Source organism: Sphingomonas sp. IBVSS2, assembly GCF_002127225.1.
Taxonomy (GTDB): domain Bacteria; phylum Pseudomonadota; class Alphaproteobacteria; order Sphingomonadales; family Sphingomonadaceae; genus Sphingomonas.
The window spans coordinates 895,974-910,683 of record NZ_NFUR01000001.1 but is presented as its reverse complement, the minus strand read 5'-3'; the positions used below and the strand labels follow the sequence as shown (position 1 = coordinate 910,683).

At 69.3% G+C, this 14,710-nt stretch carries 14 protein-coding genes; 11 read left to right on the top strand and 3 right to left on the bottom strand.

The genetic code is table 11. The annotated features are described in order from the left end of the window. Nucleotides 1-6: 6 nt before the first annotated feature. A complete protein-coding gene (locus CAP40_RS04450; RefSeq protein ID WP_086128102.1) occupies nt 7-615 on the top strand; it encodes an outer membrane protein in 609 nt (202 codons plus the stop codon). Nucleotides 616-752: 137 nt separating this feature from the next. Further along, nucleotides 753-1,865, top strand: coding sequence for a DNA polymerase III subunit beta (dnaN, locus tag CAP40_RS04445; RefSeq protein WP_086128101.1), 1,113 nt, complete (start codon nt 753-755; stop codon nt 1,863-1,865). A 78-nt stretch (nt 1,866-1,943) separates the two neighbouring features. Here dnaN and CAP40_RS04440 read toward each other — a convergent pair whose 3' ends face one another. Then, on the bottom strand, nt 1,944-2,582 hold the full coding sequence (locus CAP40_RS04440) for a hypothetical protein (protein WP_086128100.1): 639 nt from the start codon (nt 2,580-2,582) through the stop codon (nt 1,944-1,946). Beyond that, the gene (locus CAP40_RS04435; RefSeq protein ID WP_086128099.1) at nt 2,575-2,793 is read right to left on the bottom strand and encodes a helix-turn-helix transcriptional regulator; all 219 of its coding nucleotides are present in this window, start codon (nt 2,791-2,793) and stop codon (nt 2,575-2,577) included. The genes CAP40_RS04440 and CAP40_RS04435 overlap by 8 nt, the downstream gene beginning before the upstream one ends. Before the next feature lie 146 nt (nt 2,794-2,939). Here CAP40_RS04435 and CAP40_RS04430 point away from each other — a divergent pair, with 146 nt between their 5' ends. Then, entirely contained in the window at nt 2,940-3,704 is a 765-nt protein-coding gene (locus CAP40_RS04430) for a Coq4 family protein (protein ID WP_086128098.1), read from the top strand. Nucleotides 3,705-3,719: 15 nt separating this feature from the next. Here the strand turns inward: CAP40_RS04430 and CAP40_RS04425 are convergent, their stop codons facing one another. Beyond that, entirely contained in the window at nt 3,720-4,457 is a 738-nt protein-coding gene (locus CAP40_RS04425; protein ID WP_086128097.1) for a hypothetical protein, read from the bottom strand. A 118-nt stretch (nt 4,458-4,575) separates the two neighbouring features. Between CAP40_RS04425 and recF the strand changes: the two genes are divergently transcribed. The 8 genes from recF (at nt 4,576) to CAP40_RS04385 (ending at nt 14,587) form a co-directional block, all read left to right on the top strand. Then, nucleotides 4,576-5,655, top strand: a complete 1,080-nt coding sequence (gene recF, locus CAP40_RS04420; protein ID WP_086128096.1) for a DNA replication/repair protein RecF — start codon at nt 4,576-4,578, stop codon at nt 5,653-5,655. 61 nt (nt 5,656-5,716) lie between these two features. Further along, the gene (locus tag CAP40_RS04415; RefSeq protein WP_086128095.1) at nt 5,717-6,238 is read left to right on the top strand and encodes an energy transducer TonB; all 522 of its coding nucleotides are present in this window, start codon (nt 5,717-5,719) and stop codon (nt 6,236-6,238) included. 70 nt (nt 6,239-6,308) lie between these two features. Beyond that, nucleotides 6,309-8,846, top strand: coding sequence for a DNA topoisomerase (ATP-hydrolyzing) subunit B (gene gyrB, locus CAP40_RS04410; RefSeq protein ID WP_373384823.1), 2,538 nt, complete (start codon nt 6,309-6,311; stop codon nt 8,844-8,846). A gap of 213 nt (nt 8,847-9,059) precedes the next feature. After that, complete coding sequence (locus CAP40_RS04405; protein ID WP_256924012.1) at nt 9,060-10,424, top strand: TolC family protein; 1,365 nt, start codon at nt 9,060-9,062, stop codon at nt 10,422-10,424. Further along, entirely contained in the window at nt 10,421-11,455 is a 1,035-nt protein-coding gene (locus CAP40_RS04400) for an HlyD family secretion protein (RefSeq protein WP_086128093.1), read from the top strand. Before CAP40_RS04405 ends, CAP40_RS04400 begins: the two co-directional genes overlap by 4 nt. Before the next feature lie 5 nt (nt 11,456-11,460). Next, complete coding sequence (locus CAP40_RS04395; protein ID WP_086128092.1) at nt 11,461-12,627, top strand: ABC transporter permease; 1,167 nt, start codon at nt 11,461-11,463, stop codon at nt 12,625-12,627. Then, complete coding sequence (locus CAP40_RS04390; protein WP_086128091.1) at nt 12,624-13,751, top strand: ABC transporter permease; 1,128 nt, start codon at nt 12,624-12,626, stop codon at nt 13,749-13,751. Before CAP40_RS04395 ends, CAP40_RS04390 begins: the two co-directional genes overlap by 4 nt. Nucleotides 13,752-13,798: 47 nt before the next feature. Continuing rightward, nucleotides 13,799-14,587 carry a DUF4198 domain-containing protein gene (locus CAP40_RS04385; RefSeq protein WP_086128090.1) on the top strand — a complete coding sequence of 263 codons (789 nt, stop codon included), beginning with the start codon at nt 13,799-13,801 and terminating at the stop codon, nt 14,585-14,587. Nucleotides 14,588-14,710: the final 123 nt, after the last annotated feature.

Genomic DNA, 14,710 nt, shown 5'->3' with positions numbered 1-14,710 from the left:
TCAGTTATGCGTACCAAGTTCATCGCCGCCGCCGCAGCGCTTCTCGCCGGCTCGGCCTTCGCCGCTCCCGCCTTCGCGCAGAGCACCGATTCGGGCTTCACCGGCCCGCGCGCCGAAGCCGTGGTCGGCTGGGATCACGTCAAGCCCTCGGGCAGCGGCGTCAAGGGCGCCGACGGCGTGCTCTATGGCGGCCAGATCGGCTATGACTTCCAGGCCGGCAACGCCGTGTTCGGCGTCGAAGGCGAAGCCACCGGCTCCACCGCCAAGCGCACCGACACCAGCGTGCTCGTCGCCGGCGACCGTGCGCGCATCAGCACCGGCCGCGACCTCTATGTCGGCGCCCGCGTCGGCTTCACCGTGGGCGGCAACGCGCTGATCTATGCCAAGGGCGGCTATACCAACGCCAAGTTCGACAGCCGCTACGTGTCGGGCACCACCAACGTCAGCACCTCGGACAATGCCGATGGCTGGCGCCTGGGCGCGGGCGCCGAGGTGAAGCTGAACGACAAGGTCTATCTGAAGGGCGAGTATCGCTACTCGAAGTACAATAACGACGATGCCGGCATCGACGCCAAGCGCCACCAGGTGCTCGCCGGCGTCGGCGTGCGCTTCTAACACCCTTAACTGCGTATTTAAGGTGTGAACTATAGGGCCGGGGCGCTTGCTCCGGCCCTTTTTGCCGTTAAGGGTAAAGGTCGGAAAAGTCCCGGTACCGGGTTAGATTCGGGCGACACATGCCCCGGGGGTTCTTGATGAAGGCGACGATCGAACGCGCAACTCTGTTGAGGGGCTTGAGCCACGTCCAGTCCGTGGTCGAGCGGCGCAACACGATCCCCATCCTGTCCAACGTGCTGATCGAGGCACAGGGCGGCGGCGCGCTGCGCCTGATGGCGACCGACCTCGACCTGCAGATCGACGAGACGATCGCGGCCGCGGTCGACCAGCCCGGCGCGATCACCGTGCCGGCGCACACCCTGTTCGACATCGTCCGCAAGCTGCCCGAGGGCGCGCAGGTCGAGCTGTCGGCGGCCGAGGGGCGGATCACCGTCAATGCCGGCCGCGCGCGCTTCACCCTGTCGACGCTGCCGCGCGACGATTTCCCGATGATCGCCGAGGGCGAGCTGCCGACGGTGTTCGAGCTGCCGGCCGAGACGCTGAAGCAGATCATCGACAAGACGCGCTTCGCGATCTCGACCGAAGAGACGCGCTATTATCTCAACGGCATCTATCTGCATGTCGTCGACGAAGCGACGCCGGTGCTGCGCGCCGCCGCCACCGACGGCCACCGCCTCGCCCGCGTCACCGTGGCGCGGCCGGACGGTGCCGATGCGATGCCGGGCGTGATCATCCCGCGCAAGTGCGTGGGCGAGTTGCGCAAGCTGCTCGACGAAGTGGACGGCTCGATCGGCGTGTCGCTCTCGGCCTCGAAGATCCGCTTCGACCTCGGCCAGGCGATCCTCACTTCGAAGCTGATCGACGGCACCTTCCCCGATTATACGCGCGTCATCCCGACCGCGAACGACAAGCTGCTCAAGCTCGATCCGAAGAGCTTCATGGAAGGCGTCGACCGCGTCTCGACCATCGCGACCGAGAAGACCCGCGCGGTGAAGATGGCGCTGGAGCGCGACAAGGTGATCCTTTCGGTCACCAGCCCCGAAAACGGCGCGGCGGCCGAGGAAGTGCCGGGCGACTATGCCGCCCAGGGCTTCGAGATCGGCTTCAACAGCCGCTACCTGATGGACATCCTCAACCAGATCGAAGGCGATTCGGTGGAAGTCCATCTGGCCGACGCCGCGGCACCGACGCTGATCCGCGAGAACGACAAGTCGCCGGCGCTCTACGTGCTGATGCCGATGCGGGTCTGATCCCCCAAGGGATCCGGACATGAAAATAGCCGGTGTGGGCCCGCCCCACACCGGCTTTTTCGTTTCAGGCCGCTCGCATCAGGCAAACATGCCCCGCCGCAGCGCGACGACGATCGACACGACCAGATACAGGGCCATCGAGATCGTCATCAGTGTCCACAGGCTGACCTCCGCGACCAGGCCGAGCCTGGCGAGCGCCGCCCAGCCGAACAGGCCGAGCTGGGAAAGCCAGAGGCTGGCGATCGACGCTTCCGCCAGCGCGGCGCGGTTGAGTTCGTCGCTGGCGCGCCGGATCCGGGCGCTGAGCCAAGCCTGCAGCGCGAGCAACATGGCGAGACCGACCGCGACCGGGATCGCCGCATCGCCGGTGAAGCCGAAACGAACGGCAAGCGGCGGGGCAAGCAACAGCGCGGCGCCGAGGAGCAGGGCCACGCCGTTCACGCGCAGATAGCGCAACACCCCGGCATCGAGCGGATCGCCCTCCTGGTAATTCTCGGCCATGCGACGATAGAGCGCGCTGCTCGACGCGGCGACCAGAGCGAACAGGCCGAGGCCCAGCAGCAGGGCGGCGAGCGCGATCGAGGCGATGTCCTCGCCCGGCATTTCGGCCAGCCAGTCGAGCAGACCGGCCTTTCCGGCGGCGTAGGCAAGGACGAAGCCGACCACGGCACTGATCGCGGCGTGGACGAGCCGGCGGCGGGTCCCGGGACTAACCATGGGGGAGCTCCGGCGGGGTCCAGTCGTCAAGGAAGATGGCATCGATAGGCACTCCGAAAATCTTCGACAGCCGCATCGCCAGCGGCAGGCTTGGGTCATATTTGTCGGTCTCGACCGCGTTGATCGTCTGGCGCGACACGCCGAGCAGGCCGGCCAGCTCGCCCTGGCTCAGCCCGGCCTCGGCCCGCAGCACGCGCAGCCGGTTCTTCATTCGCGCTGTCCAGAACTCTGTACCATATGACAAGAACTCTTGTCTTTCTCGCGATGGTTGTCAAGAGTTCTTGTCAGGTGCGTGCGCGGTTGATTTCCTGCCCCGACTCCTATATTGACACTATTGTCAGTAAGGGATTCGCTTCCATGGCCACGCAACCCGCGCCGCAGATCTTCAACCCCGGCATCCCGATGAAGCGGGAATGGGGCACCGCGTTCCGCGCGCTCGGGCGGCTGCTCGCCAATGGCGACGATACCGAGCAGGTCTTCCGCATCATGCGCGCGCTGAACGGCGATGCGACGCAGAAGAGCTATCGCAAGCTGCTGACCATGCCCAATGGCGGGCGCATCGCCTTCCAGCATGTCGAGATGGCCGAGAAGCTGTCCGACCGCGCCTGGATCGACGGTTTCGCCGAGGGCACCGTCGGCGCCGCCTATCGCCACTTTCTCGACCGCACGGGCTATTCGGCCGACGGGCTGGTGGCCGTCAGCATGGCCGAGGGCGCGTTCCAGAATGCCGACATCCAGCATCCCTATGCCTGGATGGGCCGGCGCGAGCGCGACATCCACGACCTGTGGCACGTGATCACCGGCTATCAGGCCGACGAGCATCTGGGCGAGGCCTGCCTGGTCGCCTTCTCCTATGCGCAGACCGGCGGTCTCGGCTGGGGCTTCATCGGGCTGGGCGCGGCGCTGAAGAGCATCCGCATCACCCGCAGGCTCGATTTCTTCCGCGCGGTGATCGAAGGCTATCGCCACGGCAAGCGGGCCGAGTGGCTGCACGGCGAGGATTACGAGACGCTGCTCGCCGAGCCGCTCGACCAGGTCCGCCGCCGCCTGGGCATCGGCGACCCGGTCCGGTACCGGGCCGCGCAGGCCAGCCTCGAAGCGGCCGGCCTGAAGGGCATCTGATCCCCGCCTGCCCGCTCAGGGCAGGTTCTCGATCTTGCCGCCGCCGTCCGGCCGCGCCAGCCCGTCCATCGCTCCGAAGACTTCCTCGGCCGGAGTGACCGGCCCGGGCAGCTCGAAATGCTTCGGGTCGATTGCGGCGGAGTCGACCGAGCGGAGTTCGAACACGGCCTTGCCCGGCACGCCGGAATCGACCGGCTGGATCCGGAGCAGCGCGCCCTTGGCGAGGATGCCCCGCGCAGTGGCGCCGAACTGCGTCGATTCGGGGATGAAGCCGGCCATGAAGTCGAGCGCGAGATCGGCGGCGCGGGCGACGATCCGTCCGATCGGCGCCAGCTGCGGATCGGCGCTCGTCACGATCTCGATATGGCGCTTGCGGTCCTTCTCCGGCCCGGCGAGCATGCGCATCAGCCAGACCGAGCCGGTGCGCCCGGCCACGGTGGCGGGGGCGGTCCCCGGCTCCACGCCGAACTGGACCTTCTCCTTCTCCGCGGCCTTGGGCAGCATGGCCTTGAACAGCGTGGCCAGCGCCTGGAGCTCGAACACCTTGGGGCCGGTCTTCCCGTACAGCACGACATAGTCGGCGCCGTCGCGGCGGATGATCGCGAACTTGCCGGCCAGCTCGACGCGGGAATTCCCGCCTTCGTCCGCCTCGACCACCAGCTCCTTGCCGTCCACGCCGTAGCGCGCGGTCACATCGGCCAGCGCGGGCAAGGGCGCGAGCAGCGCGGCCAGGAGCAGCGTGGTGCGGAACATCGTGCCTTCTTTCCCCGAGGATGCGGACACGCGCGATCATCGGGCAAGTCCCGGCGCGCGGCAAGCGGGACGCATGCGGACAGGTGATCCCCGCCGCGCGATCGGCTATCGGCGGGAAATGGCCGCATCCCGCCTCGTCCTCACCGATTTCCGCAACCATGAAGATGCCGTGCTGGCGCCCGGCCCCGGCTTCGTGGTGCTGAGCGGCGAGAATGGCGCAGGCAAGACGAACGTGCTCGAGGCGCTGTCGCTGCTGGCCCCCGGCCGCGGCCTCAGGCGCGCACCGCTCGCCGAGATGGCGCGCCAGGGCGGCAGCGGCGGCTTCGGCGTCGCCGCGCGGCTGGGCCCGGAGTCCGACGGCATCGACATCGGCACCGGCACCCAGGCCGGCGCGCCCGAGCGGCGGCTGGTGCGGATCAACGGCGCCACCGCCGCGGCCACTTCGCTCGCCGAATGGGTGAGCGTGCTGTGGCTGACCCCGGCGATGGACCGGCTGTTCGTCGATGCCGCGGGCGAGCGGCGGCGCTTCCTGGACCGGCTGACCCTCGCCCTCGCCCCGGGCCATGCGCATCACGCGACGCGCTACGATGCGGCGATGCGCGAGCGCAATCGTCTGCTCGCCGACGATGCCGCGCCCGATGCCGACTGGCTCGCCGCGCTCGAGGCGCGCATGGCCGAGCATGGCGCCGCCATCGACGCTGCCCGGCGCGAGGCCGTATCGGCGCTCGCGGAGCGGCTGGCGGCACAGCCCGAGGGGCCGTTCGCCCGCGCCGGCCTGGCGCTGGAGGGCTGGCGGGGCGATGCCGACACGCTGGCCCGCGAACTCGCCGCCGGCCGCCGGCGGGATGCCGCGGCGGGGCGCACGCTCGCCGGCCCGCACCGGGCGGACCTGCTCGTCACCCATCTGGGCAAGAACCAGGCGGCGCATCTCTGCTCCACCGGCGAGCAGAAGGCACTCCTTCTCGGCCTGGTCCTCGCCCATGCCGAACTGGTCGCCGAGCGCGCCGGACGCGCGCCGATCCTGCTGCTCGACGAAGTCGCCGCCCATCTCGATCCCGGCCGCCGCGCCGCGCTGTTCGCCCGGCTCGAAGGCCGCGGACAGGTGTGGATGACCGGCACCGAGCCGGGCCTGTTCGAGGCGGTGCCCGGCGGCGCCACGCGCTACCATGTCGCCGAGGGAACGGTGCGCGCGGAATAGGACTGGACGCCGCGGTGATTCCCACGCACCCTTTCGCACATAACGGGAGGGGGAAGGGATCATGCCCGCTTTGTTCATGCTCGGCGCCGTTGCGGCGGTGCTCGCGCCCGCACCGAGCGCATCCGGCGAGAAGCTGCGCGCCTGGCCAGCGATGCGCCACGAAGGCGCCACCTATGCCGTGGCGACCGACCGCAGGAACCGGATCATTTCCTGCGTGCCGCTCGATCCCGCCACCGATGCAGCCAAGACGAAGGCGGCCTGCACCGCCATCGCCGCCCGGGGCGTGCCGGCGGCGATCACACCGGCGCTGGCCAAGGGCCCGACCGAGGAATGGTTCCCGTCCTCCGACTATCCCGCCACGGCGATTCCCGAGCACAGCTCGGGCAGCGTGACCATCGTCTACGAGATCGACGAGCGCGGCGCGGCGACGCACTGCATGGTCCAGCACAGCAGCGGCATCGCCAGGCTCGACGTCGCCGCCTGCGCCGCGGTGCTGAAGCGCGCGCGCTTCACCCCGGCCAGCTACCAGGGCAAGCCGGTGCACGCGGCCGCGATCGCCACCTTCGAATATGACAGCGAATAAGCGCACCCAGGGGGGCCACCGCCCCCCTATTTTGCTTCCGTTTCGTGACGCCAATTCCTATATGCTGGGCATGGCAATCGACGACACCACTCCCGAAAATACCCCGAACCAGAACAGCTACGGCGCAGACTCGATCAAGGTCCTCAAGGGACTGGACGCGGTGCGCAAGCGCCCCGGCATGTACATTGGCGACACCGACGACGGCTCGGGCCTCCACCACATGGTGTTCGAGGTCTCGGACAATGCGATCGACGAGGCGCTGGCCGGGCATTGCGACAAGATCATCATCCAGCTGAATCCGGACGGCTCGGTCTCGGTCGAGGACAATGGCCGCGGCATTCCCACCGGCATCCACAGCGAGGAGGGCGTCTCGGCGGCCGAGGTCATCATGACCCAGCTCCATGCCGGCGGGAAGTTCGAGAACACCAGCGACGACAATGCCTATAAGGTGTCGGGCGGCCTGCACGGCGTGGGCGTCTCGGTGGTCAACGCGCTTTCCGAGTGGCTCGACCTCAACATCTGGCGCGACGGCGAGGAGCATTACATGCGCTTCGCCTATGGCGACGCGACGGCGCCGCTGAAGGTGATCGGTGCGGCGCCCGAGGGCAAGAAGGGCACGCGCGTGACCTTCCTCGCCTCGACCGAGAAGACGCCCGGCGACGGCGGCACCTTCAAGAACCAGATCGAGTACGACTTCGAGAAGCTCGAGCATCGCTATCGCGAGCTGGCGTTCCTGAACTCCGGCGTGCGCCTGTTCCTGCGCGATGCGCGGCACGAGGAAGTGAAGGAAGTCGAACTCTATTACGAGGGCGGCATCGCGGCCTTTGTGAAGTGGCTCGATCGCAACAAGCAGCCGCTGATGCCCGATCCCGTGGCGATCGCGGGCACCCGCGACGACGTGACCATCGACGTGGCGCTGGAGTGGAACGACTCCTATTACGAGAACGTCCTCTGCTTCACCAACAACATCCCGCAGCGGGACGGCGGCACCCATCTGGCGGCGTTCCGCGCCGCGCTGACCCGCACCATCAACAGCTATGCCGACAAGAGCGGCATGCTGAAGAAGGAGAAGGTGACGCTCACCGGCGACGACATGCGCGAGGGCCTCACCGCGATCGTCTCGGTCAAGCTGCCGGACCCGAAGTTCAGCTCGCAGACCAAGGACAAGCTGGTCTCGTCCGAAGTGCGCCAGCCGCTCGAGAGCCTGATGGCCGACAAGCTGGCCGAGTATCTCGAAGAGAATCCGGCCAATGCCCGCATGATCATCCAGAAGGTGATCGACGCGGCGGCGGCGCGCGAGGCCGCCAAGAAGGCGCGCGAGCTGACCCGGCGCAAGGGCGTGATGGACATCGCCAGCCTGCCCGGCAAGCTCGCCGACTGCCAGGAGCGCGATCCGGCCAAGTCCGAGCTGTTCCTGGTCGAGGGCGATTCGGCCGGTGGCTCCGCCAAGCAGGGCCGCGACCGGCATTTCCAGGCGATCCTGCCGCTGCGCGGCAAGATCCTGAACGTCGAGCGCGCCCGCTTCGACCGGATGCTGTCGAGCCGCGAGATCGGCACGCTGATCCAGGCGATGGGCACCGGCATCGGTCGCGACGACTTCAACCTGGAGAAGCTGCGCTACCACAAGATCGTCATCATGACGGACGCGGACGTGGACGGCGCGCACATCCGCACGCTGCTGCTCACTTTCTTCTACCGCCAGATGCCCGAGATCATCCAGGCTGGGCACCTCTACATCGCCCAGCCGCCGCTCTACAAGGCGACCAAGGGCCGCTCCGAAGTGTATCTCAAGGACGACACCGCGCTCGACCAGTATCTGGTCGAGGCCGGAGTCGGCGCGACGCGGCTGGAAACCAATGAAGGGCCGATCTTCGGCGACGAGCTGATCAAGCTGGTCGACCATGCCCGGCGCATGCGCACCCTGATGCGCTATGTGCCGCGCCGCTATGCGCCCGATATCGTCGAGGCGCTGGCGCTGGCCGGCGCCTTCGATCCCGAGGCCAGCCGCGAGCAGCGCGCCGAGCGGCTGGGCGCGGTCACCCGCCGGCTCGACCAGACCGACGAGGATGCGCGCTGGTCGGCCCGCGTCACCGACGAGGGCGGCTTCCATTTCGAGCGGCTGTGGCGCGGCGTGACCGACCACCACATCATCGAGGCGGCATTCCTTACCTCGGCCGAGGGACGCAAGCTCCACGCGCTCGCCGCCGAGCAGGCGGCCAGCTATGGCTCGCTCGCCAAGCTGGTGCCGGCCAAGGCCGCCATGACCGAAGAGGCCGCGCCGGCATCCGAGGAAAGCGAGGGCGAGGAACTGGTCGCCGCCGCCAAGGGCGAAACGCTGGTGGCGCGCCCGAGCGAGCTGCTCGACGCGATCCTCGCCTCGGGCCGCAAGGGCCTGTCGATCCAGCGCTACAAGGGCCTTGGCGAGATGAACGCCGAGCAGCTCTGGGAGACCACGCTCGATCCGGCCAATCGCTCGATGCTGGTCGTCCAGGTCGACCAGGCCGACGTGGCGGACGAGATCTTCACGCGCCTGATGGGCGACGTGGTCGAGCCGCGCCGCGAGTTCATCCAGGAAAACGCGCTGAGCGTCGCCAATCTCGACGTGTAGGTCGGGGTCTCGAGATATCCGATTTCCACCGTCATCCCCGCGCAGGCGGGGTTGACGGTGGAAATGGGGATAGCGGGAGAAACAAAACCCTGCCCGGGCTCCCGCCCCAGCTGCTCCATCACTAACCGTAATGGACCCAAGGGCGGGAAATCGCTCTTTACAAAAGCGGCATGATCGCGATCATTCGCGCGTGGCGTGACGGGAGTTCTGTCGATGCGCATCCTGGCGTTGTCGCTGCTATCTACGCTTTCCTGTGCATCGCCTGTCTTCGCGCAAACTTCCGAACCGCTGGGGCTGGACTATCGCGCAGCGCAGGACAGGCTGCTCCAGCGCTCCGACGCGATCGAGGCCGCCGCCGCCAATCTGCGTGGCAAGCAGGCGCAGGAAGGCGCCACGCGCACGCTCGGCCGGCCGGACGTGGACGTCGAGGCGCAGCTGCTCGAATATCAGAAGACGCTCTACCTGCCGCTCGGATCGCTGGCGCCGGTGGCGGAATCCTTCGGCATCCGCGATCCGCTGAAGTTCCGCCAGGAACGGACGAGCACCCGGCCGATCGTTACCGCCACCCTGCCCTTCTATACCGGCGGCCAGATCTCCGGGACCCGGGCCGGCGCCAGCGCGCAGGTGGCCCAAGCCAAGGCCGATCGCGACATCGCGGTGGACAATGCGCTCGTCCAGCTGGTGCAGGCCTATTATGGCCAGCAGCTCGCCGAGCGGGCGCTGGGCATCCGCCGCGACGTGCTCGACGGGCTCAACCGCCATGTCGCCGACGCAGCGAAGCTCGAACAGGCGCGCTTCATCAGCCGCGCGCAGCGCCTGCAGGCGGAAGTTGCGCGCGACGATGCCGCGCGCGAATATGAGAAGGCGATATCGGACCTGGGCACCGCCAATGCGGCGCTCGCCGGCATGCTGCGCGCGCCGGCCGGCGTGCATCCGCTCAGCCCGCTCGGCGTCAATTCGCAGCCGCTGGAGCCGCTCGAGAACTTCAAGGCCGCCGCGCTCTATGCCCATCCCCAGCTGGCCCGGATGCAGGCGCTGGAGGACCAGGCCCGCGCCGGGGTGACGCTCCAGCAATCGAAGCTGCGGCCGACCATCTATGGCTTCGGCCAGTATAATTTCGACACGCGCAACTCGCTGCTCACCGACCCCGACTGGTCGGTGGGCGTCGGCCTGAAATACAAGCTCATGTCGGGCGCCGGCCGCCGGCAGCAGGTGGATGCCGCGCGCGAGACGGTGGCGCAGGCCGAAGCCGGGTTGCGCGAGGCGCGCACCCAGCTCGAAATCGGCGTGACCAAGGCCTGGGGCGAGACGGAGGCGGCGCGCAGGCGCTTCCTGCTGCTGGACAGCGCGCTTGCCTCGGCCACCGAGAATCTGCGGCTGCAGACGCTCTCCTTCCGCGAGCAGCAGGTCACGTCGCTCGACGTGATCGACGCACAGCTCGGGCTCGGCCGCGCCCGCGTGCAGCGCGCCCAGGCGGCCAACGACTATGTCCAGGCGCTCGCCCAGCTGCTCAGCCTGAGCGGCCAGATGGCCCGGATGCCCGATTATCTAGCCCGGGCCGACAAGGTGATCCCATGACCGATACCGCGATCGAGGACGAAGCCCCCGCGCCGGTGCCCGCGCCTGCCCCTGCCAGGCGCTTTCCCGTCGCGCTGGTCGCCGGGCTGGTGGTGGCCGTGCTGCTCGCGCTCGGCCTGTGGCTGGCCTATCGCCCCGCGCCGGACCAGATCCAGGGCATGGTCGATGCGCGCGAGATGCGGATCACCAGCAAGGTCACCGGCCGCATCGGCGCCTTTCATGTCGAGGAGGGGCAGCCGGTAAAGGCCGGGCAATTGCTCTACACGCTCGACAGCCCGGAAGTCGCGGCCAAGTCGGAACAGGCGGGCGGGGCGCTGGCGGCGGCGCAGGCAGTGGAGAGCAAGGCGGACGAAGGCGCCCGGCCGGAGGACATCCGCGCGGCCGAGGCGCAGTGGCGCCGGGCACAGGCGGCCGCCGAACTGGCCCGCACCACTTCCGCGCGCACCCAGCGGCTCTACGAGCAGGGCGTGATCGCCGGGCAGAAAGCGGACGAGGCGCGCACCAACGCAGTCGCTTCCGCCGAACAGGCCGAGGCGGCGCGCGCGCAATATGACCTCGCGCTCGCCGGGGCGCGGCGGCAGGACAAGGCGGCGGCGACCGGCCAGGTGCAGCAGGCGCGCGGCGCCGTGGCGGAAGTGCAGGCCGCGGCCGACGAGACGCGGGTGGCGGCGCCGGCCGATGGCGAGGTCGGCAAGCGGCTGGCCCAGCCGGGCGAGCTGGTGCCGCAGGGCTTTCCGGTGTTCGTGCTGACCGACATCGCGCACCCCTGGGTGACGCTCAACGTGCGCGAGGACCAGCTGCGCGGGCTGGCGCGCGGCAAGGAGCTGGCGGGCACGATCCCCGCCCTCGCCAACAAGCGGGCGCGCTTCCGCGTCGTCTATACCGCGCCGGCCGGCGACTTCGCCACCTGGCGCGCGACGCGGCAATCGACCGGGTTCGACATCAAGAGCTTCGAGGTGCGCGTGGTGCCGGTCGCGCCGGTCGAGGGGCTGCGGCCGGGCATGACCGTGCTGTTCGACTGGCCGGCCTGACCGGCATGGCGGGCGCCTTCGGCAGCGCGCTGCGGCGGGAGGTGCGGTTCCTGGCCACCAGTTTCTGGGATCTCGCGCTGGTCTCCTGGGTGCCGCTGCTGCTGATGGCGGTAGTGGCGGTACAGCTGTCCTCGGGCGTGATGCGCGGCCTGCCGATCGCGGTGGTCGACCAGGACGACAGCGCCGTCTCGCGCGAGCTGACGCGGCGGCTGGAGGCGGCGCCGGGCCTGCGCGTCGCGGCGCGGCCGGGGGACATGCGCGCGGCGGAACGGCTGGTGCGCGCGAACCGCGCCTATGCCGTGGTGCTGATCCCCGCGGGCAGCGAGCGCGCGGTGCTGCGCGGCGCCACCGCCAGCATCACCACCTTCTACAATGCGAGCTATTCCACCGCGTCGGGCGCGGCGCTGCGCGAGGCGGGCAATGTCGTCCAGGGCCTTGCCGCGACGCTCGCCGCCACCCAGACCGCCGCCACGCTCGGGCCCGGCAAGGTCCGCCGCCCGCCGATCGCGGTGCAGAGCGCGGTGCTGTTCAATCCCCAGGGCAGCTACGAGCTGCAGCTGGTCGCACTGATCCATCCCGCGCTGCTCCACCTGATCTTCATGGTCGCGATCGCCGGCGCGCTCGGCCGCGAGTTGCGCGACGGCACGATCGGGGACTGGATCGGCGGCGAGCCCCCGCTGCGCGCCGCCGCCGCCGTGGCGGGCAAGCTCGCGCCCTATCTCGCGATCTTCACCGGCTGGGGGCTGCTGGCGATCGGCTATGTCGCCGGGCTGCGCGGCTGGCCGGTGGCGGGAAGCGTTGCCATGCTGCTCGCCGGCTATGTCGCCATGTACCTCGCCTATGTCGGCGTGACGCTGCTGGTCGTCGGACTGACGCTGACGATGGGCAAGGCACTGTCGGTCGCCGGCCTCTATGCCGGCGCGTCCTTCGCCTTTGCCGGCGCGATCTTCCCGATCGAATCCGCCTCCGGCTTCGCGCGGCTGTGGAGCGCGCTGCTGCCCTATTCGGCCTTCGCCAAGCTGCTGGCGGAGCAATGGATCATGGCCGCGCCCGCCGCCCAGTCGCTATGGCAGCTGCTGGCGATGCTCGCCTTCCTGCTGGTCGGCGCCGGCATCGGGCTGCCGCGCTACCTGGCGGCGGCGCGGCGGCCGGAAAGCTGGGGCCGGCGATGATCGGCCGCGCCTTCGTCGCCACCTTCCGAGCGATCTTCGCCGACAGCTCGGCGCTGATGCTGCTGATCGGATCGTGCATCCTCTACGCCTTCTTCTATCCCTCGGCCTATTCGGGCGAAGTGCCGGTGCGGATGCCGATCGCGGTGGTCGACATGGACCATAGCGGCACCAGCCGCGCGCTGGAGAACCGGCTCGGCGCGGTGCAGCAGGCGGAGCTGGTCTCGCGCCCGCCCTCCCCCGCCGCCGCGCTGCGCCAGCTCCGGGAGCGGCGGGTGAGCGCCATCGTGGTGATCCCCGCGGGCTTCGAGCGGCGCATCCTCTCCGGCGGCCAGGGCGTGGTCGCGCTCTATGGCAACGGCGCCTATCTCCTGCGCACGTCGACGGCATTGGCCGGCGTCGGCGCTGCGCTGGGCGCGGCGGGGCGCGAAGCCGCGCTCGACCAGGCGATGGCGCAGGGCGCCCCGGCGCCGCCGCCGCTCGCGATGATCCAGCGCCCGCTGTTCAACACGCGCGAGGGCTATGGCAGCACGATCTTCCCGGGCGTCGCCTTCCTGATCATCCAGCAGACCCTGCTCATCGGCCTCGCCATGCTCGCCGCGACGATGCGCGAGCAGCAGGGCAAGCAGGGCATTGCCCCAGCCGGCCTGCTCGGCATCGCGCTCGCCTTCTTCGTCATCGGCTGCGCGAACATCGCCTGGTTCACCGGCTTCGTCTTCTGGTTCCAGGACTATCCGCGCGCGCAGGCCGATCCGGCCGCGCTGCTCGTCTCCGCCGCCCTGTTCGTATCGGCGACGGTGGCGGGGGCATTGGCGCTCGGCAGCTTCTTCCGCACGCGCGAACGGCCGATCCAGCTCTGGATCGTCACTTCCGTCCCGATCTTCTTCCTTTCCGGCCTGTCCTGGCCGGCCGAGGCGACGCCGCATTGGCTGACCCTCGTCGCACGGCTGCTGCCGACGACGCCGGGCATCCGCCTGATGGTCGGCATCAACCAGATGGGCGCGACGCTGGCCGAGCAATGGGCCGAGCTCCTGAACCTCGCCCTGCTCACGCTGCTCTATGGCGGCATCGCGGCCTGGCGCTACCGGATCCGCCAGACTCCTCGAATATCTGCTATTGAAAGTTAATCGCAATAATAGTAGCGCAACCTCGCGACATTCGAACGGGGGCCGCCATGCGATTTGCCAAACTCACGCTGCTGGGGGCGCTCGGCGCACTGGTGCTGGGCACCGCGGCCCAGGCGCACATGCCCTATCTGCTCCCGACGCTGTTCGACATCGGCAAGGGCGATCACGTCACCGTCACCGCGTCGTTCGGCGAGGATGCGTTCGTGCCGGAGATCGGCATGAAGGACGCGCCGTTCCACCTGATCCGGCCCGACGGCACGCGCGGCGAAGTCGGCAAGCCGGCCTATCTGCGCGACCTTACCATCTTCGAAGCCGATCTCTCGGCCGAGGGCACTTATCGCCTCACCACCGGCCAGCGGCTCGGCCGCAAGGGCAAGATGTACCAGGCGGGCGGCAAGTGGATCATCGCCGGCGAGGACGGCGCCCCGCCCGCCGGCGCGCGCACCGTCGACGTGCAGAGCACCACGCTCGCCGAAGCCTATGTCACGCGCGGCGCGGCCAGTGCCGGGGCGCTGCGGCCGATCGGCACGGCGCTGGAAATCCAGCCGCGTACCCATCCGGCCGAGATCGCCGCGGGCAGCGACGCCCAGTTCCGCCTGCTGTTCGACGGCAGGCCGCTCGCCGATACCGAAGTCACGCTGTTCCGCGCCGCCGGCAATTACGACGGCCGGAAGATCGCCGCGACGGTCCGGTCGGACGCGCGGGGCGATTTCACCCTGCGCCCGGGCGAGGCCGGCATCTACCTGATCCTGGTCCGCCACCGCACGGCGGCGCCGGCCGGATCGGAAACGCCCTATCGCAGCTATACCTACACGCTCGCCTTCGACGCCGCCTGAGCGGCTCGTCGCCGCCCGACCACCATATGGCGCAGTATCGGCCCGGCGCTGTGGATTTGTTCGGCGATCGGCGGCAGGCCTGCCCGCGGGCAATAAGAGGCGGGTTCAAATGGGGGCAAGATT

Bases quoted from the DNA above. Each gene is read 5' to 3' on its own strand.
- CAP40_RS04450 (WP_086128102.1), top strand. From the start codon at position 7: ATGCGTACCAAGTTCATCGCCGCCGCCGCAGCGCTTCTCGCCGGCTCG.
- dnaN (WP_086128101.1), top strand. From the start codon at position 753: ATGAAGGCGACGATCGAACGCGCAACTCTGTTGAGGGGCTTGAGCCAC.
- CAP40_RS04440 (WP_086128100.1), bottom strand. From the start codon at position 2,582: ATGGTTAGTCCCGGGACCCGCCGCCGGCTCGTCCACGCCGCGATCAGT.
- CAP40_RS04435 (WP_086128099.1), bottom strand. From the start codon at position 2,793: ATGAAGAACCGGCTGCGCGTGCTGCGGGCCGAGGCCGGGCTGAGCCAG.
- CAP40_RS04430 (WP_086128098.1), top strand. From the start codon at position 2,940: ATGGCCACGCAACCCGCGCCGCAGATCTTCAACCCCGGCATCCCGATG.
- CAP40_RS04425 (WP_086128097.1), bottom strand. From the start codon at position 4,457: ATGTTCCGCACCACGCTGCTCCTGGCCGCGCTGCTCGCGCCCTTGCCC.
- recF (WP_086128096.1), top strand. From the start codon at position 4,576: ATGGCCGCATCCCGCCTCGTCCTCACCGATTTCCGCAACCATGAAGAT.
- CAP40_RS04415 (WP_086128095.1), top strand. From the start codon at position 5,717: ATGCCCGCTTTGTTCATGCTCGGCGCCGTTGCGGCGGTGCTCGCGCCC.
- gyrB (WP_373384823.1), top strand. From the start codon at position 6,309: ATGGCAATCGACGACACCACTCCCGAAAATACCCCGAACCAGAACAGC.
- CAP40_RS04405 (WP_256924012.1), top strand. From the start codon at position 9,060: ATGCGCATCCTGGCGTTGTCGCTGCTATCTACGCTTTCCTGTGCATCG.
- CAP40_RS04400 (WP_086128093.1), top strand. From the start codon at position 10,421: ATGACCGATACCGCGATCGAGGACGAAGCCCCCGCGCCGGTGCCCGCG.
- CAP40_RS04395 (WP_086128092.1), top strand. From the start codon at position 11,461: ATGGCGGGCGCCTTCGGCAGCGCGCTGCGGCGGGAGGTGCGGTTCCTG.
- CAP40_RS04390 (WP_086128091.1), top strand. From the start codon at position 12,624: ATGATCGGCCGCGCCTTCGTCGCCACCTTCCGAGCGATCTTCGCCGAC.
- CAP40_RS04385 (WP_086128090.1), top strand. From the start codon at position 13,799: ATGCGATTTGCCAAACTCACGCTGCTGGGGGCGCTCGGCGCACTGGTG.